Annotated in this window: 24 protein-coding genes; 21 read left to right on the top strand and 3 right to left on the bottom strand. The window is 50.2% G+C overall.

What is annotated here, in order from left to right; all coding sequences use genetic code 11:
• Positions 1 to 114: 114 nt before the first annotated feature.
• Together FC814_RS17790 and FC814_RS17785 are read left to right on the top strand one after the other, a co-directional pair.
• Positions 115 to 414, top strand: coding sequence for a helix-turn-helix transcriptional regulator (locus FC814_RS17790; RefSeq protein ID WP_137326252.1), 300 nt, complete (start codon positions 115 to 117; stop codon positions 412 to 414).
• Positions 415 to 423: 9 nt separating this feature from the next.
• Positions 424 to 948 carry a rhodanese family protein gene (locus FC814_RS17785; protein ID WP_137326251.1) on the top strand — a complete coding sequence of 175 codons (525 nt, stop codon included), beginning with the start codon at positions 424 to 426 and terminating at the stop codon, positions 946 to 948.
• 46 nt (positions 949 to 994) lie between these two features.
• Here the strand turns inward: FC814_RS17785 and stpA are convergent, their stop codons facing one another.
• Positions 995 to 1,396 (bottom strand): DNA-binding protein StpA, encoded by a 402-nt coding sequence (gene stpA / locus FC814_RS17780; RefSeq protein WP_000115375.1) that lies wholly within the window; start codon positions 1,394 to 1,396, stop codon positions 995 to 997.
• 670 nt (positions 1,397 to 2,066) lie between these two features.
• Here stpA and alaE point away from each other — a divergent pair.
• Complete coding sequence (alaE, locus tag FC814_RS17775) at positions 2,067 to 2,516, top strand: L-alanine exporter AlaE (RefSeq protein WP_000492676.1); 450 nt, start codon at positions 2,067 to 2,069, stop codon at positions 2,514 to 2,516.
• A gap of 36 nt (positions 2,517 to 2,552) precedes the next feature.
• Here the strand turns inward: alaE and FC814_RS17770 are convergent, their stop codons facing one another.
• A complete protein-coding gene (locus FC814_RS17770) occupies positions 2,553 to 2,897 on the bottom strand; it encodes a DUF2002 family protein (RefSeq protein ID WP_000281310.1) in 345 nt (114 codons plus the stop codon).
• A 151-nt stretch (positions 2,898 to 3,048) separates the two neighbouring features.
• Here FC814_RS17770 and FC814_RS17765 point away from each other — a divergent pair, with 151 nt between their 5' ends.
• Complete coding sequence (locus FC814_RS17765; RefSeq protein ID WP_010345700.1) at positions 3,049 to 3,378, top strand: DUF883 domain-containing protein; 330 nt, start codon at positions 3,049 to 3,051, stop codon at positions 3,376 to 3,378.
• A gap of 55 nt (positions 3,379 to 3,433) precedes the next feature.
• Here FC814_RS17765 and FC814_RS17760 read toward each other — a convergent pair whose 3' ends face one another.
• Positions 3,434 to 4,768 (bottom strand): PLP-dependent aminotransferase family protein, encoded by a 1,335-nt coding sequence (locus FC814_RS17760; RefSeq protein WP_085461059.1) that lies wholly within the window; start codon positions 4,766 to 4,768, stop codon positions 3,434 to 3,436.
• An 87-nt stretch (positions 4,769 to 4,855) separates the two neighbouring features.
• Between FC814_RS17760 and FC814_RS17755 the strand changes: the two genes are divergently transcribed.
• The 17 genes from FC814_RS17755 to FC814_RS17670 all read left to right on the top strand — a co-directional run.
• On the top strand, positions 4,856 to 5,287 hold the full coding sequence (locus tag FC814_RS17755; RefSeq protein WP_000209790.1) for a carboxymuconolactone decarboxylase family protein: 432 nt from the start codon (positions 4,856 to 4,858) through the stop codon (positions 5,285 to 5,287).
• Between the two features lie 208 nt (positions 5,288 to 5,495).
• Positions 5,496 to 5,741: a glutaredoxin-like protein NrdH gene (nrdH, locus tag FC814_RS17745; RefSeq protein WP_001220162.1), complete on the top strand. Its 246-nt coding sequence runs from the start codon at positions 5,496 to 5,498 to the stop codon at positions 5,739 to 5,741.
• Positions 5,738 to 6,148, top strand: a complete 411-nt coding sequence (gene nrdI / locus FC814_RS17740) for a class Ib ribonucleoside-diphosphate reductase assembly flavoprotein NrdI (protein ID WP_000080948.1) — start codon at positions 5,738 to 5,740, stop codon at positions 6,146 to 6,148. Before nrdH ends, nrdI begins: the two co-directional genes overlap by 4 nt.
• Positions 6,121 to 8,265, top strand: a complete 2,145-nt coding sequence (nrdE, locus tag FC814_RS17735; RefSeq protein ID WP_085461062.1) for a class 1b ribonucleoside-diphosphate reductase subunit alpha — start codon at positions 6,121 to 6,123, stop codon at positions 8,263 to 8,265. The genes nrdI and nrdE overlap by 28 nt, the downstream gene beginning before the upstream one ends.
• 9 nt (positions 8,266 to 8,274) lie before the next feature.
• Positions 8,275 to 9,234, top strand: coding sequence for a class 1b ribonucleoside-diphosphate reductase subunit beta (nrdF, locus tag FC814_RS17730; protein ID WP_137326250.1), 960 nt, complete (start codon positions 8,275 to 8,277; stop codon positions 9,232 to 9,234).
• Positions 9,235 to 9,588: 354 nt separating this feature from the next.
• A complete protein-coding gene (proV, locus tag FC814_RS17725; protein ID WP_000985478.1) occupies positions 9,589 to 10,791 on the top strand; it encodes a glycine betaine/L-proline ABC transporter ATP-binding protein ProV in 1,203 nt (400 codons plus the stop codon).
• Positions 10,784 to 11,848 carry a glycine betaine/L-proline ABC transporter permease ProW gene (gene proW / locus FC814_RS17720; protein WP_000774965.1) on the top strand — a complete coding sequence of 355 codons (1,065 nt, stop codon included), beginning with the start codon at positions 10,784 to 10,786 and terminating at the stop codon, positions 11,846 to 11,848. Before proV ends, proW begins: the two co-directional genes overlap by 8 nt.
• A gap of 57 nt (positions 11,849 to 11,905) precedes the next feature.
• On the top strand, positions 11,906 to 12,898 hold the full coding sequence (proX, locus tag FC814_RS17715) for a glycine betaine/L-proline ABC transporter substrate-binding protein ProX (protein ID WP_001216525.1): 993 nt from the start codon (positions 11,906 to 11,908) through the stop codon (positions 12,896 to 12,898).
• 188 nt (positions 12,899 to 13,086) lie between these two features.
• Complete coding sequence (locus tag FC814_RS17710) at positions 13,087 to 14,271, top strand: MFS transporter (protein WP_137326249.1); 1,185 nt, start codon at positions 13,087 to 13,089, stop codon at positions 14,269 to 14,271.
• Between the two features lie 123 nt (positions 14,272 to 14,394).
• A complete protein-coding gene (ygaZ, locus tag FC814_RS17705; RefSeq protein WP_137326248.1) occupies positions 14,395 to 15,132 on the top strand; it encodes an L-valine exporter subunit YgaZ in 738 nt (245 codons plus the stop codon).
• Complete coding sequence (gene ygaH, locus FC814_RS17700; RefSeq protein WP_000119757.1) at positions 15,122 to 15,457, top strand: L-valine transporter subunit YgaH; 336 nt, start codon at positions 15,122 to 15,124, stop codon at positions 15,455 to 15,457. The genes ygaZ and ygaH overlap by 11 nt, the downstream gene beginning before the upstream one ends.
• 90 nt (positions 15,458 to 15,547) lie before the next feature.
• Positions 15,548 to 16,078, top strand: coding sequence for a multidrug efflux transporter EmrAB transcriptional repressor EmrR (gene emrR / locus FC814_RS17695; RefSeq protein ID WP_000378436.1), 531 nt, complete (start codon positions 15,548 to 15,550; stop codon positions 16,076 to 16,078).
• A gap of 126 nt (positions 16,079 to 16,204) precedes the next feature.
• On the top strand, positions 16,205 to 17,377 hold the full coding sequence (gene emrA, locus FC814_RS17690) for a multidrug efflux MFS transporter periplasmic adaptor subunit EmrA (RefSeq protein WP_032226033.1): 1,173 nt from the start codon (positions 16,205 to 16,207) through the stop codon (positions 17,375 to 17,377).
• A gap of 16 nt (positions 17,378 to 17,393) precedes the next feature.
• The gene (emrB, locus tag FC814_RS17685; protein WP_001516928.1) at positions 17,394 to 18,932 is read left to right on the top strand and encodes a multidrug efflux MFS transporter permease subunit EmrB; all 1,539 of its coding nucleotides are present in this window, start codon (positions 17,394 to 17,396) and stop codon (positions 18,930 to 18,932) included.
• Positions 18,933 to 19,189: 257 nt separating this feature from the next.
• Positions 19,190 to 19,897 carry an RNA ligase family protein gene (locus FC814_RS17680; protein WP_001097121.1) on the top strand — a complete coding sequence of 236 codons (708 nt, stop codon included), beginning with the start codon at positions 19,190 to 19,192 and terminating at the stop codon, positions 19,895 to 19,897.
• Positions 19,894 to 21,006 (top strand): ATP-binding protein, encoded by a 1,113-nt coding sequence (locus tag FC814_RS17675; protein ID WP_137326247.1) that lies wholly within the window; start codon positions 19,894 to 19,896, stop codon positions 21,004 to 21,006. The genes FC814_RS17680 and FC814_RS17675 overlap by 4 nt, the downstream gene beginning before the upstream one ends.
• A 559-nt stretch (positions 21,007 to 21,565) precedes the next feature.
• Positions 21,566 to 23,454, top strand: a 1,889-nt coding sequence (locus tag FC814_RS17670) for an autotransporter outer membrane beta-barrel domain-containing protein (RefSeq protein WP_137326246.1), incomplete at its 3' end; no start/stop codon positions are given.

Raw genomic sequence — 23,454 nt, 5'->3', positions numbered from 1 at the left:
AGCGGAGTCTGCCTGTTTCAGCCTTTGCTTTTACCCTCATTTACGCTGCTGACGCTGGTATACGTTGCATTTTTAGTTTAGAGTTTACTTAATTTAGAAAACACTTAAATAAATATGACTGAACTAGCCCAACTACAGGCCAGCGCCGAACAGGCTGCGGCCTTACTGAAAGCAATGAGTCACCCCAAACGGTTGCTGATTCTGTGCATGATTTGCGGTTCCCCCGGCACCAGCGCCGGTGAACTGGCGCGCATTACCGGACTGAGTGCCTCTGCAACGTCACAGCATCTGGCACGGATGCGTGACGAAGGGCTTATCGACAGCCAACGGGATGCCCAACGCATTCTTTATTTCATTAAAAATGAGACGGTAAATGCCATTATCGCCACCCTGAAAAACGTCTATTGTCCGTAAGGAGTAGCAATGGCTTTAACAACAATTCCACCGCTTGATGCACAAGAATTAATCTCACGCGGTGCAAAGTTAATCGATATTCGCGATGCCGATGAATATCTTCGTGAACATATTCCTGAAGCGGATCTGGCGCCATTATCCGTACTGGAACAGTCTGGTCTTCCGACAAAATTACGTAGCGAACAAATTATATTCCACTGTCAGGCAGGAAAACGCACCAGTAATAATGCACAAAAATTAGCAGCGATTGCCGCTCCCGCAGATATCTTTTTACTGGAGGGCGGTATTGATGGCTGGAAAAAAGCGGGATTGCCGGTAGTTGAAAATAAATCGCAGCCTTTACCATTAATGCGTCAGGTACAGATCACAGCTGGTGGCTTAATATTAATCGGCGTCGTATTGGGTTATGCCGTGAATAGCGCGTTCTTCTTATTAAGCGGCTTTGTCGGTGCGGGATTAATGTTTGCGGGCATCAGCGGTTTTTGCGGGATGGCAAGGTTGTTAGATAAGATGCCGTGGAATCAGCGAGCGTAAGAAGCGACGCCGGACGCGCCATAGTGGCAGCATCCGGCAGCAGTCATTAGATCAGGAAATCGTCGAGAGATTTACCTTCAGCCAGTGCCTGAGCGATCGGTTTCGGTGTACGACCCTGGCCGGTCCAGGTTTTGACTTCACCATTAAAATCGGTGAATTGATATTTTGCCGGACGCGGCTGGCGTTTTTTACCTGCACGCGGTGCAGCAGAATTATTACCGAATAACTCTTCCGGGTTAATTCCGTCAGCCTTCATCAGCTCCAGCCAGGTGCTAATTTTCTCCTGGCGCTCTGCCAGTTCACGCTGCTGCTGTTCTTCTTCTTCACGTCTTTCTTTAGTGACAACCCTGAATTTTTCGAGCATTTCTTCAAGAACGTCAATGGAGAATTCGCGAGCCATCGCACGGAGGGTGCGAATGTTATTTAAACTTTGTAACATTACGGACATAATAAAGAAAACCTTTTAACGCCAAAACAAAAAAAAGTATTTCGTCGCGTAGTGTAAGCGATCACTTATTATATTTCCACAAAATTTAATCTATTTACAGTCGTGCGCGATATTATTTCAACCGTTATTTCCAGGCAGATTAATAATTATTTTCGGTTTATATATTAGCCATTTGACTTATCATTGCAGACATTTGCGAATAATCGGATGCCCTCTGTGCCATCATCACCGAAGGTAGATTAAAGAAAATTGAATAAAAATGCATACATAAAGAATAAAAACAAAGTTTCAGTAACTGAAGTTTTATGCTGGCATTAGTGGCTTCAGGTCATTAAAAATGCTAAATGAGCTCAACCCGCTACTTAAGCCGGATTGTCTACGCTTTACGGCGTTAACAGCCCTTAACCGCCCCACCAGCACAGTTCACAATGACAACGTAATAATATGATTTTAAATAAAATTATTCATAAAGGCATTTAAAAATCCATAATGTATAAAAAATACGCCATTGCGGAACATTTTATCTACAAAAACAAAATAAATAAAAATTTTTCACTAATTGATTACTAACAACCAGCAATATACGCTATGCAAAAATGAAACAGGCAGTCTAAAGCACTGCTTCCATTTCCATTCATACCCGATTTCGCTTTTATTAAGGAGCATTAGCATGTTCTCACCGCAGTCACGCTTGCGTCATGCAGTTGCAGACACGTTCGCGATGGTTGTTTACTGTACTGTCGTGAACATGTGTATTGAAGTTTTCCTCTCCGGGATGAGCTTCGAACAGTCTTTTTATTCCAGGCTGGTGGCCGTTCCGGTGAATATCTTAATTGCATGGCCATATGGCATGTACCGCGATCTGTTTATGCGCGCGGCACGCAAAGTTAGCCACTCTGGTTGGACAAAAAATCTGGCTGATATTTTGGCTTATGTGACGTTCCAGTCACCAGTGTATATGGCGATCTTATTAGTGGTAGGCGCAGACTGGCACCAGATTATGGCAGCGGTCAGTTCAAACATCGTTGTTTCGATGCTGATGGGGGCGGTCTATGGCTACTTCCTTGATTACTGTCGCCGCTTGTTCAAAGTGAGCAGCTACCAGCAGGTAAAAGCCTGACCCTTCTTTTCGCGACTGGCATCGCCAGTCGCGTCTTTAACTGGCTTCGCCAAATAAGCCATGCAAATAACGTTCAAGCGCAACACGCGAACTAAAGCCATGCGGGATACCGTAATGCTCATGACGTTCACCCGCTAAATAGAGCGGAAATTGCTGGTAATGATCGCAAGTTTTAATATCGGAAGCAGGTTCAGCCAGTGTGGAACTACGTTCTTTTAATGTTGGATGAATTATCAGTGCGGTACGTCCCATTCTCGCTTCGCGGTTAACATAGACATAATGTTCCCCACGACGGTAACCGTATGCTTTCTGGGTTACTACATCGACAGTAAAACCGACTTTCTCAAGTACGCGCGCCACCTCGTCTGGTCGTAAATACATATTTTATCCTCGTTAATATCTACTGCGCGCCTACCTTACCTGATTGCGCATTCACAACGCTTTCAGAAAAGTCCATAAAGCCGCGATGAATCTCTGTTAAGAAAATTATGGTCTACACTGAAAATTACATCGAATTCTAATGGGGGATCATATGTTTAACAGACCGAACCGCAACGACGTCGATGATGGCGTGCAGGATATTCAGAATGATGTCAATCAATTAGCCGACAGTCTCGAATCTGTATTGAAGTCCTGGGGCAGCGACGCCAAAGGTGAGGCCGAAGCCGCACGCAGTAAAGCTCAGGCTCTACTGAAAGAAACCAGAGCGCGGATGCATGGTCGTACTCGCGTCCAGCAAGCCGCGCGCGATGCAGTTGGCTGCGCAGATTCTTTTGTTCGTGAAAGACCCTGGTGTAGCGTGGGTACAGCAGCTGCGGTAGGTATTTTTATCGGCGCGCTGTTAAGCATACGCAAATCGTAATGCAACAATGATAATAAATACGCGTCTTTGACCCCGAAGCCTGACTTCGGGGTTTTTAACTTAAGGCTCTGCGTAATTGTTGTGCCACCTGCTGCGCCATACTCTCACTGATAATATTGGTAAACGAGAGAAGCAATCCTCCTTTCCCACTTGATCGGATACGCCAGTCGCTAAGTGCCTGCACCGCAAGGCCAGCAGTATTGGCTTTACGCGCGTGGAAAATATCGTCACCCACCATGCTGATAACCATCTGGATGCCGCCTTTTTGTGGCATAACCAGGAATCCCTGTTGCGTAAGCGCCTGTTCAATCCACTGCCTACGCTGCGCATAGTGCTGACGCATTTTCTTCAGATGCCGCCAGAAATGCCCCTCGCGAAGAAAGTCAGCCAGTGTGTTCTGCCATAGAACTGGCACTGCACATGGCTTCAGTGACGCCTGTTGGCGGAATTGCGTAATCTGCTCCACCGGCACCACCAGCCACGCACAGCGCAATGCAGGAAATAGCGATTTGCTGAATGTTCCGGCATAAATCACCCGCTGTGGCGCGTCGAGGCTTTTCAGCGCCGGTAATGGCTTACCGTGATAACGGAATTCACTGTCGTAATCGTCTTCAATAATCCACGCCCGCGCACGCTCTGCCCACGCCAGCACCTGATGCCTGCGCGCCAGTGAGAGCGCAACACCGAGCGGGCTTTGGTGTGCCGGAGTTATCAGGGCAAAATGCGCATCAGGATAATTTTGCATTCCACTTGCGACATCCAGTCCGTTGTCATCAACAGGCACAGGTAAAATTTCCACACCGTGGCGAGTAACAATCGGACGAATCAGCGGAAAGCCAGGATCTTCCATCCACATCCCGTCTCCCGGTTTCGCCAGCGTGTGCAGAATTAAGGCCATTGAGGCTGCATAACCGTGAGTGATAAAGACCTGTTCTGGCTGGCATTCAATCCCGCGTGAGACGCGTAAATAATCAACAATTGCCTCACGCAACGCCACCTCACCACAGACATCGCCTAACGCCAAATCAAAGCGCGTCTGGGTACGCAGACGGCGCCCCATCACCCGCGCCCACAGCTCTCGCGGAAAGAGATCGAGTGCGGGTAATCCCATCTGGAATGGTAGCGGTTGCTGGCTTTCACCGGCAAAGGCAAGCACATCCACAGCGGATTGTTGGGGATGTATTTGCTCGCTGACAAAGGTGCCCGCCTGCCCCCGCCGTACCAGCCATCCTTGTGCCACCAGCTCAGCATAAGCATTTTCGACGGTGGATCGAGACACGCCCAGCTCCTGCGACCAGGTACGACTGGAAGGTAGCCTTGCGCCGGGTTTCAGTTCCCCTTGCTCAATAGCCGTTTTTAACTGACGGGCGATATCCTGATAGCGCGGCATATGGTCTGCTTTTTTAGGTAATTTATGGCTCTCTTTAGCAGTCCATTATAGTGCTACATTGCGGGCGTTAATAAGAGGAGAAACTGTATGACTACATTACGTCAGCCTTACTACGAACTTAGCCCGGCAGTGTATAACGCGCTGGTGCAGGCCAAAACGGCGCTGGAAAATAGTGCGCTGGATACCACACTGATGGAGTTAGTTTATTTGCGCGTCTCGCAAATCAACGGCTGCGCATTTTGTCTGGAGATGCACAGTAAAGCATTACGCAAATCCGGTGTGCCGCAGCACAAGCTGGACGCTCTGGCAGGCTGGCGGGTGAGCCATCATTTTGATGATCGCGAGCGGGCGGCGCTGGCCTGGGCGGAATCGGTGACCGATATTGCCCGAAGCCATGCAGAAGACGACGTTTATCAACCTTTGCTTGAATATTTCAGCGCAGCAGAGATCAGCGACCTGACTTTTGCCATCGGACTGATGAATTGCTTTAACCGCCTGGCCGTTTCCATGCGGATGTAACTTCCTGATGCCGGGTAATCACCCGGCTATAGAACACAAAACCCCCTACCCCGCTGAGCTGCTCGGCGGCGGTGAGATTTATCGAAATTTCCCATATCTTGTATGGTTGAATCTTTTTTCAACTACATCTAGTATCCCTGTATCAACAGAGAGACAACCCGACGCGTATCATCGCGCCGTATCTTCATTTTAAACGGAAATACGAATCATGCGCATTATTATTTACACTCGTAACGATTGCGTTCAGTGCCACGCCACCAAACGGGCGATGGAAAACCGGGGCTTTGATTTTGAAATGATTAATGTCGATCGCGTTCCTGAAGCGGCGGAAGCGTTGCGTGCTCAGGGCTTTCGTCAGTTGCCGGTAGTGATTGCAGGCGATCTTAGCTGGTCTGGTTTTCGTCCGGACATGATCAACCGTCTGCATCCAGCGCCACACGCGGCCAGTGCATGAGCCAGCTCGTCTACTTCTCCAGCAGCTCCGAAAATACGCAGCGTTTTATCGAACGTTTAGGGCTGCCCGCCGTGCGCATTCCACTCAATGAGCGGGAACGGATTCAGGTAGACGAGCCTTACATCCTGATCGTGCCCTCTTACGGCGGTGGCGGTACGGCTGGCGCTGTGCCACGACAGGTGATTCGCTTTTTAAACGACGAACATAACCGGGCGTTGCTTCGCGGCGTTATTGCTTCGGGTAATCGCAACTTTGGTGAGGCGTATGGTCGCGCCGGAGATGTGATTGCCCGGAAATGCGGCGTGCCGTGGCTGTACCGCTTTGAACTCATGGGTACGCAAAGCGATATCGAAAATGTTCGTAAAGGAGTAACCGAATTTTGGCAACGACAACCGCAGACCGCCTGACGCAGGAAACAATGGATTACCACGCCCTGAATGCGATGCTTAACCTTTACGATAGTGCAGGTCGCATTCAGTTCGATAAAGACAGCCAGGCCGTAGACGCCTTTATGGCGACGCATGTACGCCCGAACAGTGTGACCTTCAGTAGCCAGCAGCAGCGCCTGAACTGGTTGGTCAACGAAGGTTACTATGATGAAAATGTCCTCAATCGCTACTCTCGCGACTTTGTCATTACGCTATTTGCCCGCGCGCACGCCAGCGGTTTTCGTTTCCAGACGTTCCTCGGTGCATGGAAGTTTTACACCAGCTATACGTTGAAGACATTCGACGGTAAGCGTTATCTGGAGGATTTTGCCGATCGAGTCACTATGGTGGCGCTGACGCTGGCACAAGGCGATGAAACGCTGGCGTTGCAACTGACCGATGAAATGCTGTCAGGACGCTTTCAGCCTGCCACGCCAACATTCCTCAACTGTGGTAAACAGCAGCGCGGCGAACTGGTTTCCTGTTTTCTGCTGCGTATTGAAGACAATATGGAGTCGATTGGCCGGGCGGTAAATTCCGCACTGCAACTGTCGAAACGCGGCGGCGGCGTGGCATTTTTGCTGTCGAATCTGCGGGAAGCGGGCGCGCCAATTAAACGTATTGAAAATCAATCTTCTGGCGTAATTCCGGTGATGAAAATGCTGGAAGACGCATTTTCCTATGCCAATCAGCTCGGCGCTCGTCAGGGGGCGGGTGCAGTCTATTTACATGCCCATCATCCCGATATTCTGCGTTTTCTCGACACAAAGCGGGAAAATGCCGACGAGAAAATCCGCATTAAAACGCTGTCGCTGGGCGTGGTGATCCCGGATATCACCTTCCATCTGGCGAAAAAGAATGCGCAGATGGCACTGTTTTCGCCCTATGACGTTGAGCGGGTTTACGGCAAGCCGTTTGCCGATATCGCCATTAGCGAACACTATGACGAACTGGTTGCCGATAAACGCATCCGCAAAAAATACATCAACGCGCGTGATTTCTTCCAGCGGCTGGCGGAGATCCAGTTTGAGTCCGGCTATCCGTACATCATGTATGAAGACACGGTAAACCGTGCTAACCCTGTCGCCGGGCGCATAAATATGAGCAATCTTTGCTCAGAGATTTTGCAGGTAAACAGCGCCTCAGAGTATGACGAGAATCTCAACTATGCTCGCACAGGCCATGATATTTCCTGCAATTTAGGTTCGTTGAATATTGCCCACACCATGGATTCCCCCGACTTTGCCCGCACGGTAGAAACAGCCGTGCGCGGTCTGACGGCGGTGTCGGATATGAGTCATATCCGCAGCGTGCCGTCCATCGAAGCCGGAAATTCCGCCTCGCACGCCATCGGGCTGGGGCAGATGAATTTACACGGTTATCTGGCGCGGGAAGGCATCGCCTATGGTTCGCCGGAGGCTCTGGATTTCACCAATCTCTATTTCTATACCATCACCTGGCACGCGCTGCGCACCTCGATGTTGCTGGCGCGCGAACGCGGTGAAACTTTCGCCGGGTTCAAACAGTCGCGCTATGCCAGCGGTGAATATTTTAGCCAATATCTGCAAGGTAACTGGCAGCCGAAAACGGCGAAAGTTGGCGAACTGTTTGCCCGTAGCGGTATTACGCTACCTACCCGTGAGATGTGGGCGCGACTGCGCGACGACGTGATGCGCTATGGCATCTACAACCAGAATCTCCAGGCGGTGCCACCAACCGGTTCCATCTCTTACATCAACCATGCCACGTCGAGTATTCATCCGATTGTGGCGAAAGTAGAGATCCGCAAAGAGGGTAAAACCGGGCGCGTTTACTACCCTGCCCCGTTTATGACTAATGAGAATCTGGCGCTGTATCAGGACGCTTACGAAATTGGCGCGGAAAAGATTATCGACACCTACGCCGAAGCGACCCGCCATGTCGATCAGGGGTTGTCGCTGACGCTGTTTTTCCCCGATACCGCCACCACCCGCGATATCAACAAAGCGCAGATTTACGCCTGGCGTAAGGGGATCAAAACGCTCTATTACATTCGCCTGCGTCAGATGGCGCTGGAAGGTACTGAAATTGAAGGCTGCGTCTCCTGCGCACTTTAAGGATTGCTTATGAAACTCTCACGTATCAGCGCCATCAACTGGAACAAGATTACTGACGATAAAGATCTGGAGGTGTGGAATCGCCTGACCAGTAATTTCTGGCTACCGGAAAAAGTGCCACTGTCGAACGATATCCCCGCCTGGCAGACATTAAGCGCCGTAGAGCAACAACTGACGATGCGTGTTTTTACTGGCCTGACGCTACTCGACACGCTACAAAATGTTATCGGCGCACCTTCGCTGATGCCCGATGCGATCACGCCCCATGAAGAGGCGGTATTATCAAATATCAGCTTTATGGAAGCGGTTCATGCCCGCTCTTACAATTCGATTTTCTCGACGCTGTGCCAGACAAAAGATGTCGATGCCGCCTACGCCTGGAGTGAAGAAAACGCGCCGTTGCAGCGAAAAGCACAGATTATTCAGCAACATTATCGCGGCGATAATCCGCTGAAAAAGAAAATCGCCAGTGTCTTTCTGGAATCATTTTTGTTCTACTCTGGCTTCTGGCTGCCGATGTATTTTTCCAGTCGCGGTAAGCTGACTAATACCGCCGACCTGATCCGTCTGATTATCCGCGATGAAGCAGTGCACGGTTATTACATCGGTTATAAATATCAGAAAAACCTGGAAAAAATCTCCCAGGCACAACGCGAAGAGTTAAAGAATTTTGCCTTCGATTTGTTGCTGGAACTCTACGACAACGAACTGCAATACACCGATGAGCTGTACGCCGAAACCTCGTGGGCTGACGATGTAAAAGCGTTTCTCTGCTACAACGCCAATAAAGCGTTGATGAATCTGGGGTACGAACCGCTTTTCCCGGCAGAAATGGCGGAAGTGAATCCGGCAATCCTCGCCGCGCTTTCGCCGAATGCCGATGAAAATCACGATTTCTTTTCCGGTTCTGGCTCCTCTTATGTGATGGGAAAAGCGGTCGAAACAGAAGACGAAGACTGGAATTTCTGACACCGTTATTTAAAAAATATCACCGACCGCAGCAGGGAAATAATTTTCATTAAATGGCTTTTTATCACACAGATATTTTGTGGTGATCTACACTGATACTCTGTTGCATTATTCGCCTGAAACTACAATATTCAGGCGTTTTTCCGCTATCTATAACAAAAAATATCAACTTTTCTCGATTTGCTCTCAGCCCTTATATCACGGGAAATTCCGGCAATTTGCTCACATCAATATTCATGCCACATTTGCCATCAGGGGTTGCCTCAGATTCTCAGTATGTTAGGGTAGAAAAAAGTGACTATTTCCATCGGGTAATATATCGACATAAACAAATAACAGGAATCTTTCTATTGCATGGCAATTAAATTAGAAATTAAAAATCTCTATAAAATATTTGGCGAGCATCCACAACGGGCTTTCAAATATATCGAAAAAGGACTTTCAAAAGAACAAATTCTGGAAAAAACAGGTCTATCGCTTGGCGTAAAAGACGCCAGTCTGGCCATTGAAGAAGGCGAGATATTTGTCATCATGGGATTATCCGGTTCGGGTAAATCCACAATGGTACGCCTTCTCAATCGCCTGATTGAACCCACCCGTGGACAAGTACTGATTGACGGTGTGGATATTGCCAAAATATCCGATGCCGAACTCCGTGAGGTGCGCAGAAAAAAGATTGCGATGGTCTTCCAGTCCTTTGCCTTAATGCCACATATGACCGTGCTGGACAATACTGCGTTTGGTATGGAATTGGCCGGAATTAATGCCGAAGAACGCCGGGAAAAAGCCATTGATGCACTGCGTCAGGTCGGGCTGGAAAATTATGCCCACAGTTATCCGGACGAACTTTCTGGCGGGATGCGCCAACGTGTCGGATTGGCTCGCGCATTAGCCATCAATCCGGATATTTTATTAATGGATGAAGCCTTCTCGGCGCTCGACCCACTAATTCGCACCGAGATGCAGGATGAGCTGGTAAAATTACAGGCGAAACATCAGCGCACCATTGTATTTATTTCCCACGATCTCGATGAAGCTATGCGTATTGGCGACAGAATTGCCATTATGCAAAATGGTGAAGTCGTTCAGGTCGGTACACCGGATGAAATTCTCAATAATCCGGCGAATGATTATGTCCGTACCTTCTTCCGTGGCGTCGATATTAGCCAGGTGTTCAGCGCAAAAGATATTGCCCGCCGCAGCCCTAATGGCTTAATTCGTAAAACACCCGGCTTCGGCCCGCGTTCGGCGCTGAAATTATTGCAGGATGAAGACCGCGAATATGGTTACGTCATCGAACGCGGTAATAAATTTGTCGGCGCAGTGTCTATCGATTCGTTAAAAGCAGCATTAACGCAGCAGCAAGGTCTTGATGCGGCGCTGATTGATGCGCCGTTAGCGGTCGATGCACAAACGCCTCTTAGCGAATTGCTCTCTCATGTCGGACAGGCGCCCTGTGCGGTGCCGGTGGTCGACGAGGACCAACAGTATGTCGGCATCATTTCGAAAGGAATGCTGCTGCGCGCTTTAGATCGTGAGGGGGTAAACAATGGCTGATCAAAATAATCCGTGGGATACCACGCCAGCGGCGGACAGTGCTGCACAATCCGCAGACGCCTGGGGTACACCGGCTGCTGCACCGACTGACGGCGGTGGCGCTGACTGGCTGACCAGTACGCCTGCGCCAAACGTCGAGCATTTTAATATTCTCGATCCGTTCCATAAAACGCTGATCCCGCTCGACAGTTGGGTCACTGAAGGGATCGACTGGGTCGTTACCCATTTCCGTCCCGTCTTCCAGGGCGTGCGCGTTCCGGTTGATTATATCCTCAACGGTTTCCAGCAATTGCTGCTGGGTATGCCAGCGCCAGTGGCGATTATCGTTTTCGCTCTCATCGCCTGGCAGATTTCCGGCGTCGGTATGGGCGTTGCGACGCTGGTTTCGCTGATTGCCATCGGCGCAATCGGTGCCTGGTCGCAGGCCATGGTTACTCTGGCGCTGGTGTTAACCGCCCTGCTGTTCTGTATCGTCATCGGTTTGCCGTTGGGGATCTGGCTGGCGAGAAGTCCGCGAGCGGCGAAAATTATTCGTCCACTGCTTGATGCCATGCAGACCACGCCAGCGTTTGTTTATCTGGTGCCAATCGTCATGCTGTTTGGCATCGGCAACGTGCCGGGCGTGGTGGTGACGATCATCTTTGCTCTGCCGCCGATTATCCGTCTGACCATTCTGGGGATTAACCAGGTTCCGGCGGATCTGATTGAAGCCTCGCGCTCATTCGGTGCCAGCCCGCGCCAGATGCTGTTCAAAGTTCAGTTACCGCTGGCGATGCCGACCATTATGGCGGGCGTTAACCAGACGCTGATGCTGGCTCTTTCAATGGTGGTCATCGCCTCGATGATTGCTGTTGGCGGGCTTGGTCAGATGGTTCTGCGCGGTATCGGTCGTCTGGATATGGGGCTTGCCACCGTTGGCGGCGTCGGGATTGTGATCCTCGCCATTATCCTCGATCGCCTGACGCAGGCCGTTGGGCGCGACTCACGCAGTCGCGGCAACCGTCGCTGGTACACCACTGGCCCTGTTGGTCTGCTGACCCGCCCATTCATTAAGTAACTCTGCACTTGCCCGGTGACGCCGGGCATTATCACCCTGCCAAAAAAAGGAATAACAATGCGACATAGCGTACTTTTTGCGACAGCGTTTGCCACGCTTATCTCTACACAAACTTTTGCTGCCGATCTGCCGGGCAAAGGCATTACTGTTAATCCAGTTCAGAGCACCATCACTGAAGAAACCTTCCAGACGCTGCTGGTCAGTCGTGCATTAGAGAAATTAGGTTATACCGTCAATAAACCCAGCGAAGTGGATTACAACGTTGGCTACACCTCGCTTGCTTCTGGCGATGCAACCTTCACCGCTGTGAACTGGACGCCGCTGCATGACAACATGTACGAAGCAGCCGGTGGCGATAAGAAATTTTATCGTGAAGGGGTATTTGTTAACGGCGCGGCACAGGGTTACCTGATCGATAAGAAAACCGCCGACCAATACAAAATCACCAACATCGCACAACTGAAAGATCCGAAGATCGCCAAACTGTTCGATACCAACGGCGACGGTAAAGCGGATTTAACCGGCTGTAACCCCGGCTGGGGCTGCGAAGGTGCCATTAATCACCAGCTTGCCGCGTATGAACTGACCAACACCGTGACGCATAATCAGGGTAACTATGCGGCGATGATGGCTGACACCATCAGTCGTTACAAAGAGGGCAAGCCGGTGTTTTACTACACCTGGACGCCGTACTGGGTGAGTAACGAACTGAAGCCGGGCAAAGATGTCGTCTGGTTGCAGGTGCCGTTCTCCGCACTGCCGGGTGATAAAAACGCCGATACCAAACTACCGAATGGCGCAAATTACGGCTTCCCGGTCAGCACCATGCATATCGTTGCCAACAAAGCCTGGGCTGAGAAAAACCCGGCGGCAGCGAAACTGTTTGCCATTATGCAGTTGCCGGTGGCAGACATTAACGCCCAGAACGCCATTATGCATGACGGTAAAGCCTCAGAAGGCGATATTCAGGGTCACGTTGATGGCTGGATCAAAGCCCACCAGCAACAGTTCGATGGCTGGGTAAATGAGGCGCTGGCAGCGCAGAAGTAATTTTTATTCGGGCGGATAAGGCGTTTTTGCCGCATCAGGCATTCTGTACACAATGCCTGATGCGACGCTGACGCGTCTTATCATGCCTACACACCACACCGCACATTTCAACAATCTATCTTTCATCCCATATTCATCAACATCCGCTATTATTGGTTTTCAGACTCATCATCACCTGATAAGCAATAATGACGAAACCCAATCACGAGCTTAGCCCGGCGCTGATCGTGCTAATGTCGATCGCCACCGGTCTGGCGGTCGCCAGCAACTATTACGCTCAGCCATTGCTCGACACTATCGCGCGTAACTTTTCCCTTTCTGCCAGTTCAGCGGGCTTTATTGTCACCGCCGCGCAGCTAGGTTATGCCGCCGGTCTGCTATTTCTTGTTCCCCTCGGTGATATGTTTGAACGCCGCCGCCTGATTGTCTCGATGACCTTACTGGCAGCGGGCGGTATGTTGATTACCGCCAGCAGTCAGTCACTGGCGATGATGATCCTCGGTACGGCATTAACGGGTTTATTCTCGGTCGTGGCACAAATTCTGGTTCCACTGGCGGCAACGCTGGCCTCACCGGAAAAACGCGGCAAGGTGGTTGGCACAATTATGAGCGGCCTGCTACTGGGTATTTTACTGGCGCGTACCGTTGCCGGATTGCTGGCAAATCTCGGCGGCTGGCGCACCGTTTTCTGGGTCGCAGCAGTATTAATGGCGCTAATGGCGCTGGCGTTGTGGCGCGGCCTGCCGCAGATGAAATCTGAGACGCACCTCAACTACCCACAGTTGTTAGGTTCCGTTTTCAGCATGTTTATCAGCGATAAGATCCTGCGCACCCGCGCGGTGCTGGGCTGTCTGACCTTTGCCAACTTCAGCATTCTGTGGACATCAATGGCCTTTTTGCTTGCAGCACCGCCTTTTAACTACAGCGATGGCGTAATTGGTCTGTTTGGTCTTGCGGGAGCCGCTGGGGCGCTGGGTGCACGTCCTGCGGGTGGTTTTGCCGATAAGGGTCAATCGCACCTGACAACGACTTTCGGCCTACTGCTGCTGTTGCTTTCATGGCTGGCGATCTGGTTTGGTCACACTTCCGTGCTGGCGCTGATTATTGGCATCCTGGTGCTGGATCTCACCGTACAGGGCGTGCATATCACCAATCAAACCGTGATTTATCGTATTTATCCTGATGCACGTAATCGTCTGACCGCAGGCTATATGACCAGTTACTTTATTGGCGGTGCCGCCGGTTCACTGATTTCGGCCTCTGCCTGGCAACATGCCGGTTGGGCTGGCGTTTGTCTGGCTGGTGCGACGATTGCCCTGGTTAATCTGTTGGTCTGGTGGCGAGGTTTTCATCGTCAGGAAGCCGCTATTTAGACAATCAGCAACCGTTTTCGTGGCTTTACACTTATAAGGGTGTTAAGAAGCCCATCAGTCTGATAAGGTTAAGATATTCATTCAGTCCATTTATAATTTTAACAGTCGTTAAGCGTACACTCTATGGTAAGCCCTACTCCTCTGCCTGCTTCAGGTTCGGCGACCTTCATGGAAGGATGCAAAGACAGTTTACCGATTGTTATTAGTTATATTCCGGTGGCCTTTGCTTTCGGTCTGAATGCGACCCGTCTGGGATTTTCTCCTCTCGAAAGCGTTTTTTTCTCCTGCATCATTTATGCAGGCGCGAGTCAGTTCGTCATTACCACGATGCTGGCAGCCGGGAGTAGTTTGTGGGTCGCTGCGCTGACCGTCATGGCAATGGATGTTCGCCATATCCTGTATGGTCCATCGTTGCGTAGCCGCATTGTTCAGCGTTTGCAAAAATCGAAAACTGCATTGTGGGCGTTTGGCCTGACGGATGAAGTTTTTGCCGCAGCAACGGCAAAGCTGGTACGCAATAATCGCCGCTGGAGCGAGAACTGGATGATTGGCATTGCCTTCAGTTCATGGTCATCGTGGGTATTTGATACGGTTATAGGGGCATTCTCTGGCAGCGGATTGCTGCAAGGTTATCCAGCCGTTGAAGCAGCATTAGGCTTTATGCTACCGGCGCTCTTTATGAGTTTTCTGCTCGCCTCTTTCCAGCGCAAACAATCCCTTTGCGTTACCGCAGCGTTAATCGGCGCCCTTGCGGGCGTAACGCTATTTTCTATTCCCGTCGCCATTCTGGCAGGCATTGTCTGTGGCTGCCTCACTGCGCTAATTCAGGCATTCTGGCAAGGAGCGCCCGATGAGCTATGAGGTTCTGCTGCTTGGGTTACTGGTTGGCGCGGTTAATTACTGCTTTCGCTATTTGCCGCTGCGCCTGCGTGTGGGTAATGCCCGCCCGACCAAACGTGGTGCGGTGGGTATTTTGCTCGACACCATTGGCATAGCCTCGATTTGTGCTCTGCTGGTTGTCTCTACCGCACCAGAAGTGATGCACGATACACGCCGTTTCGTGCCCACACTGGTTGGCTTCGCGGTACTGGGTGCCAGTTTCTATAAAACACGCAGCATTATCGTCCCTACACTGCTAAGTGCGCTGGCCTACGGGCTCGCCTGGAAAGTGATGGCGATTATATAACCCACAAGAATCAATTTTCTAAAACAATACATTTACTTTATTTGTCACTGTCGTTACTATATCGGCTGAAATTAATGAGGTCATACCCAAATGGATAGTTCGTTTACGCCCATTGAACAAATGCTAAAATTTCGCGCCAGCCGCCACGAAGATTTTCCTTACCAGGAAATCCTTCTGACCCGTCTTTGTATGCATATGCAGAGCAAGCTGCTGGAGAACCGCAATAAAATGCTGAAGGCTCAGGGGATTAACGAGACGTTGTTTATGGCGTTGATTACGCTGGAGTCTCAGGAAAACCACAGTATTCAGCCTTCTGAATTAAGTTGTGCTCTTGGATCATCCCGTACCAATGCAACGCGTATTGCCGATGAACTGGAAAAACGCGGTTGGATCGAGCGTCGTGAAAGCGACAACGATCGCCGCTGCCTGCATCTGCAATTAACAGAAAAAGGTCACGAGTTTTTGCGCGAGGTTTTACCGCCGCAGCATAACTGCCTGCATCAACTCTGGTCCGCACTCAGCACTAGCGAAAAAGATCAGCTTGAGCAAATCACCCGCAAGTTGCTCTCCCGTCTCGACCAGATGGAACAAGACGGCATGGTCCTCGAAGCGATGAGCTAACGCGTCATCTCGCTCAAAAATCCAGATTTATAAAAGAAAAACTGACCGGCCAGCATCGCAACGTGCTGGCCTTTTTGGCAAGCAGGTCGGCTCAGCCGATGAGTTAAGAAGATCGTGGAGAACAATATGAGCGCAAATGCGGAGACTCAAAACCCGCAGCAACCGGTAAAGAAGAGCGGCAAACGTAAGAGTCTGCTCCTCCTTCTCACCTTGCTCTTTATCATTATTGCCGTAGCGATAGGAATTTATTGGTTTTTGGTACTGCGTCATTTTGAAGAGACCGATGACGCATACGTGGCAGGGAATCAGATTCAAATTATGTCTCAGGTGTCTGGCAGCGTGACGAAAGTCTGGGCCGATAACACCGATTTTGTAAAAGAAGGCGATGTGCTGGTCACTCTCGACCCGACAGATGCTCGCCAGGCGTTTGAAAAAGCCAAAACTGCACTGGCTTCCAGCGTTCGCCAAACCCACCAGCTGATGATTAACAGCAAGCAGTTGCAGGCGAATATTGAGGTGCAAAAAATCGCCCTCGCTAAAGCACAGAGCGACTACAACCGCCGTGTGCCGCTGGGCAATGCCAACCTGATTGGTCGCGAAGAACTGCAACACGCCCGCGACGCCGTCACCAGCGCCCAGGCGCAACTGGATGTCGCCATTCAACAATACAATGCCAATCAGGCGATGATTCTGGGAACTAAACTGGAAGATCAGCCTGCCGTGCAACAGGCCGCTACTGAAGTACGTAACGCCTGGCTGGCGCTGGAACGTACCCGAATTGTCAGCCCAATGACCGGCTATGTCTCCCGCCGAGCCGTTCAGCCTGGTGCGCAAATTAGCCCAACGACGCCGCTGATGGCGGTCGTTCCGGCTACCAATATGTGGGTGGATGCCAACTTTAAAGAGACGCAGATTGCCAATATGCGCATCGGTCAGCCGGTCACTATCACCACTGATATTTACGGCGATGATGTGAAATACACCGGTAAAGTGGTCGGTCTGGATATGGGTACAGGTAGCGCGTTCTCGCTGCTTCCGGCGCAAAATGCCACCGGTAACTGGATCAAAGTCGTTCAGCGTCTGCCTGTTCGTATTGAACTGGACCAAAAACAGCTTGAGCAATACCCACTGCGTATCGGCTTGTCCACGCTGGTGAGCGTCAATACCACTAACCGTGACGGTCAGGTACTGGCAAACAAAGTACGTTCTACGCCGGTCGCGGTAAGTACCGCGCGTGAAATCAGCCTGGCACCTGTCAATAAACTGATCGACGATATCGTAAAAGCTAACGCTGGCTAATCCAGAGGTGCGTGTGATGCAACAGCAAAAACCGCTGGAAGGCGCGCAACTGGTCATTATGACCATTGCGCTGTCACTGGCGACATTCATGCAGGTGCTGGACTCCACCATTGCTAACGTGGCGATCCCCACTATCGCCGGGAATCTGGGCTCATCGCTCAGCCAGGGAACGTGGGTGATCACCTCCTTCGGGGTGGCAAACGCCATCTCGATCCCCCTTACCGGCTGGCTGGCAAAACGCGTCGGGGAAGTGAAGCTGTTCCTCTGGTCAACCATTGCCTTCGCCATTGCGTCGTGGGCGTGTGGTGTTTCCAGTAGTCTGAATATGCTGATCTTCTTCCGCGTGATTCAGGGGATTGTCGCCGGGCCGTTGATCCCACTTTCGCAAAGTCTGTTACTGAATAACTACCCGCCAGCTAAACGCTCGATCGCGCTGGCGTTGTGGTCGATGACGGTGATTGTCGCGCCAATTTGCGGCCCAATCCTCGGCGGTTATATCAGTGATAATTACCACTGGGGCTGGATATTCTTCATCAACGTGCCAATTGGCGTGGCGGTGGTGTTGATGACACTGCAAACCCTGCGCGGACGCGAAACCCGTACAGAAAGGCGGCGAATTGATGCCGTGGGGCTGGCGCTGCTGGTGATTGGTATCGGTAGCCTGCAAATTATGCTCGACCGGGGTAAAGAGCTGGACTGGTTCTCATCGCAAGAAATTATCATCCTCACCGTGGTGGCGGTGGTGGCTATCAGCTTCCTGATTGTCTGGGAGTTGACCGACGATAACCCGATAGTCGACCTGTCACTGTTTAAATCGCGCAACTTCACAATTGGCTGCTTGTGTATCAGCCTCGCCTACATGCTCTACTTCGGCGCAATTGTTCTGTTGCCGCAATTATTGCAGGAAGTCTACGGCTACACGGCAACCTGGGCAGGGCTGGCGTCTGCGCCGGTAGGGATTATTCCGGTGATCCTGTCGCCGATTATTGGTCGTTTTGCGCATAAACTGGATATGCGTCGGCTGGTAACCTTCAGCTTTATTATGTATGCCGTTTGCTTTTACTGGCGTGCTTATACCTTTGAACCGGGTATGGATTTTGGTGCATCGGCCTGGCCGCAGTTTATCCAGGGCTTCGCGGTGGCCTGCTTCTTTATGCCGCTGACCACCATTACGCTCTCTGGTTTGCCGCCGGAACGACTGGCGGCGGCGTCGAGTCTCTCCAACTTTACGCGAACGCTGGCGGGGTCTATCGGGACATCAATCACTACGACTATGTGGACTAACCGCGAGTCACTGCACCATGCGCAGTTGACCGAATCAGTGAATCCGTATAACCCGAACGCCCAGGCGATGTACCATCAACTGGAAGGGCTGGGAATGACGCAACAGCAAGCTTCCGGCTGGATTGCCCAGCAGATCACTAATCAGGGGTTGATTATTTCCGCCAATGAGATCTTCTGGATGTCAGCCGGAATATTCCTCGTCCTGCTGGGGCTGGTGTGGTTTGCCAGGCCGCCATTTGGCGCAGGTGGCGGCGGAGGCGGTGCGCACTGATGTTGTCAAAGGGAGCTGCGGCTCCCTTTTTATTTGCTCATTCTGCAAACGGTTGTTTTATCCACTCAATCGGTGTATCTTCTCGCCGCCTCACACTCTTCCATTCACCATTAACCGGTTCTGAACATTCGTTCAGGTTGTTAATTCTCTTTTCCCTTCGCCCTCACTTTCGCGGGTGATACTTACATTTTTCTTTTAACCCCAAAACTCGCACCCTCGCGGGCGTACATTTATTACACACCAAATAATGGATTATTATGAATACCCAACGTAAATACGGGAGAACCTGGCACTACCCTTTCTCCCCTGGCACCACCAGCGATGACCGCATTAACGCCAGTTACTGGCAAGATATGCAGGCAATTTCGCAACTGGTACATACTGAAAAACTCGACGGCGAAAATAACTGTCTTAATCGCTTCGGCGTGTTTGCCCGTTCCCATGCAGCCCCTACGGAATCGGCATGGAGCTATAAGATTCGCCAACGCTGGCAACTACTGAAAAACGATCTCGGCGATCTGGAGTTGTTTGGCGAAAATCTTTATGCCGTTCACTCCATTGAATACCGGGCACTGGAGCAGGATTTTTATCTGTTTGCCGTTCGCTGTCAGGACATGTGGTTAAGCTGGGAAGAAGTTCAGTTTTACGCCGCCTTGTTTGATTTCCCCTGCGTCCCGGAAATTTCCGGCCCGCAGCCGGGGAATGATGAAAAAAGCTGGCAACATGATTTTCTGGCGCTGACCTGTGAGCGCGGCGCGTTCGATCCCTGGGATACGCAAACCGGGCAACCCTGTACGCTGGAAGGCATTGTCAGCCGAAATCGCGACGCATTTCCCGTTGCCGATTTTCCCCATAATGTATTCAAGTACGTGCGCAAAAATCATGTCAAAACCAGCGAACACTGGAAGCGCCACTGGCGTCGGGCGCGGATGGCACATGAGTTCGCTTATGGAGAACAGTCATGATTTGGCGACTTACCGACGATAAACGCTGGTCGACACTTCGCCAGCGTTTTAGCTGGGTTGAGGAGATGCATCACACGCCACAAGACCCGGAGCATCATGGTGAAGGTGACGTCGGCGTGCATACCGAAATGGTGCTTAACGCGCTCGTTGCTCTGCCAGAATTCCAGCAACTCCCCGCTCAACAGCAGGAAGTTTTATGGGCGGCGGCGTTATTGCATGATGTTGAAAAGCGCAGCACTACCGTTCAGGAAAACGGACGTATTCAGTCGCCTGGTCATGCTCGTCGGGGCGAACTGACGGCCCGACAAATTTTATGGCGCGATATCCCCACGCCATTTGTGCTGCGCGAGCAAATCGTTGCACTGGTGCGTCTGCATGGGTTACCGCTATGGTTACTGGAACGTCCGGAACCGGAGCGTTTACTGCTCACTGCTGCGATGCGCGTCGACACGCGTCTGCTCGCCCTGCTTGCCCGTGCCGATCTGCTTGGTCGTCATTGCCCTGATAAGCAGTCAATGCTGGAACGCATCGATCTGTTCGTGCTGTTTTGCCAGGAGCAACAATGCTGGGGAAAAGTGCGCCCATTCGTTTCTGATTCCGCACGCTGGCATTACCTGACCCATGAACAAAGTTCTCCCGATTTTGTTCCCTGGGAGGCTGAACATTTTGAAGTTACTTTGTTGTGTGGCTTACCGGGAATGGGCAAAGATCGCTATATCAGTGAACAGTGCCAGGGAATGGATGTTATCAGCCTTGATGACATGCGGCGGCGAATCAATGCCAGCCCTGACGATAAAACCGCGACTGGTCGTATTGTACAGCAGGCAAAAGAAGAAGCTCGCGTGCGACTTCGGCAAAAGAAGTCGTTTGTCTGGAATGCAACGAACATTACCCGCCAGCTGCGTAGCCAGCTTATCAGTCTGTTTACGGCTTACGGCGCACGAGTAAAAATCGTTTATCTGGAAGTGCCATGGGCGCAATGGAAGCAGCAAAATGCCAGACGCGAGTATGCCGTTCCTGAAGCGGTGGTGATGCGGATGGCCTCAAGGCTGGAAGTTCCACAACCTGATGAAGCGCATAGCGTGGAATATCGGGTGACTGACAGGTAGAAAGCCGGAGAATTAAACACCTGCCCGATACGTTTATCGTATCGGGCAGATTTACATTGCCTGAGAAGAGAATATTTTTGCACTTTTCTTAATGAGGAAATGTTTAATCTTATTATTTACGTGCATATAACCCATGCTTGGAAACCAGACTTACATTATTTTTTGATAATAATTCTGGTGTTTTTTATATCTAAAAAGATGTGCAAACAATAAACATGCAATTAATCAGTTACTGTTACTAACCCCGCAAAATTCCGAAAAAACATCTTATTGATTTCCTTTGCTTTTTCTTTGCTCATTTTTTATGCCTTAAGACATTTAAAAATTTCCGCTAAGTAAAATTATGCACCTTATTTTCACCCTAATGCCTAAACCATCAAAACAAATTAATATCAAATTAATCACAAATTAAACTGATTTATAATTATTGGCCTCACACACTACCCTTCATTTACAGAACAGCAACCTGATTCAGCGGCCTTAAAATCTAATTTTTTACGTAGTTACTGTGGATTCGCTATTTATCTTAAAATAAATCATAAGGATGAAAATTAACTTTATGAATATCAGACAGCATCCCTTGTCCACGCTGGCAATAGCTATTTCAACTGTGCTATCAATACCAATTTCTCAGGCATGGACACCACCAGCCACTATCAACAGCGATGTGACAATCAATAATAATGATGTCGTAACCTTATCTTCATCAGAAAATAACTCACCAGTATGGGACCAGTTTCGGTATCTTAATGTTGGAGCAACAAGTGCAGGAACGTTGAATATAGACGGGCGGGATCTGACTACTGCTAAAATCGTAATCGGTAATGCGACGTCAGGGACAATAAAATTAGAAAATAACACTCATCTGACGCTTAGTCATGCATCGCCTAATGAACGCGATATTTACCTGGGAACTAATGGCGGTTCAGGAACTTTAATGGTACTCAGCGGTAGTACTATCACCGATTTAAATGAATTCAGAATCGGTGAATTTAATTACCAGGCACAGGGGCAAGTCGTTATTGATGGTGAGGGATCATCCGTTGCCGCACGGTATGTGATGGTAGGCGATCAGGGGACGGGTAAACTCGAAATCACTCATGGCGGTCATCTTACAGCGTCAAAAGATATGATCATTGGCTTTAATGGAAATATGGAGAATTTTCAGGGAACGGGATACGGTGAAACGCTGGTTGATGGTGACAATTCTTCATTAGCCGTGAATGAGTTTATCTCCCTTGGGGGATTGGGCTCATTGCTGAACGAAGCAAAGGGTATTCTTACCGTGAGTAATAATGCCACGGTCAGCGCGAATCAATTTATCTGGCTTGGAATGGACGAAACCAGCACCGGTATTCTAAACATTGGTGGAGCGCAGGGAGAAGCCGAGCAAAAAGCGGGGGCAATTAAGACGCCGATTATCCATATGGGAAGCGAGGTCGGGGACAGTACTGCCCAGATTAATTTCAACCATTCCAGCGAAGATTTTATCCTGGCAGCAGATATCGTTGGCAAAGGCGAGGTTAACCAGGTAGGTTCCGGAGTCACGACGTTGGCTGGCGCAAATACCTATTCTGGCCAAACGAATATTAGTAAAGGCACCCTGCGCGCCGGTATCAACGATACCTTTAGTCCAAACTCCAGTTATGTCGTCTCCAGTGGAGGGAATATTGATTTAGCTGGTTTTTCACAAACCTTAAATGCGCTGGATTTGGCGGGTACGGCAACACTGTCGTCCTCAAAAAATGGCGACAAATTCACGCCTGCCACACTCACCATCAATGGCAATTACACCGCTAATAACGGTTTGTTAGTTATGCGTACCGCACTCGGCGATGATAATTCTGCGACCGATAAATTAATTGTAAAAGGCAACACGTCTGGTCATACCCGTGTGAGTGTTCATAATGCCGGTGGTCAGGGCGCCGATACGCTTGAAGGTATCCGCATTGTTGAAATAACGGGGGCATCAGAGGGTACGTTTAGTAAAGAAGGCCGTATTGTTGCCGGAGCCTATGATTACAACGTGACGAAAAGTGACGATCAGAACTGGTACTTAACCAGTGAAACCCCACTTATACCACCTGTTGACCCTGTAATACCTGATTCACCAGAGCCACCTGATACACCGACACCGGCTTCTCCTTATACCCCCGTTTCACCAGAACCACTACCAGAAAGAAAGCATCAGTATCGCCCGGAGATTAGTAGCTATCTGGCCAATATTCAGGCTGCAAATACGCTGTTTAATACCCGGCTGCATGACCGTCTGGGGGAAACACAGTACACCGACCTGCTAACCGGCGAGCAGAAAGTGACCAGTCTGTGGTTACGTAACATTGGCGGACATAACCGCTTTAAGGATCGCTCAGATGAACTGAGCACTCAGAGCAACCGTTATGTTCTGCAACTTGGCGGCGATCTTGCGCAATGGAGCAGTAACGCACT

The sequence above is a fragment of the Escherichia sp. MR genome (assembly GCF_005280595.1).
GTDB lineage: Bacteria > Pseudomonadota > Gammaproteobacteria > Enterobacterales > Enterobacteriaceae > Escherichia > Escherichia ruysiae.
The sequence above is the reverse complement of the archived record's forward strand: the minus strand, read 5'-3'. Positions and strand labels throughout refer to the sequence as shown.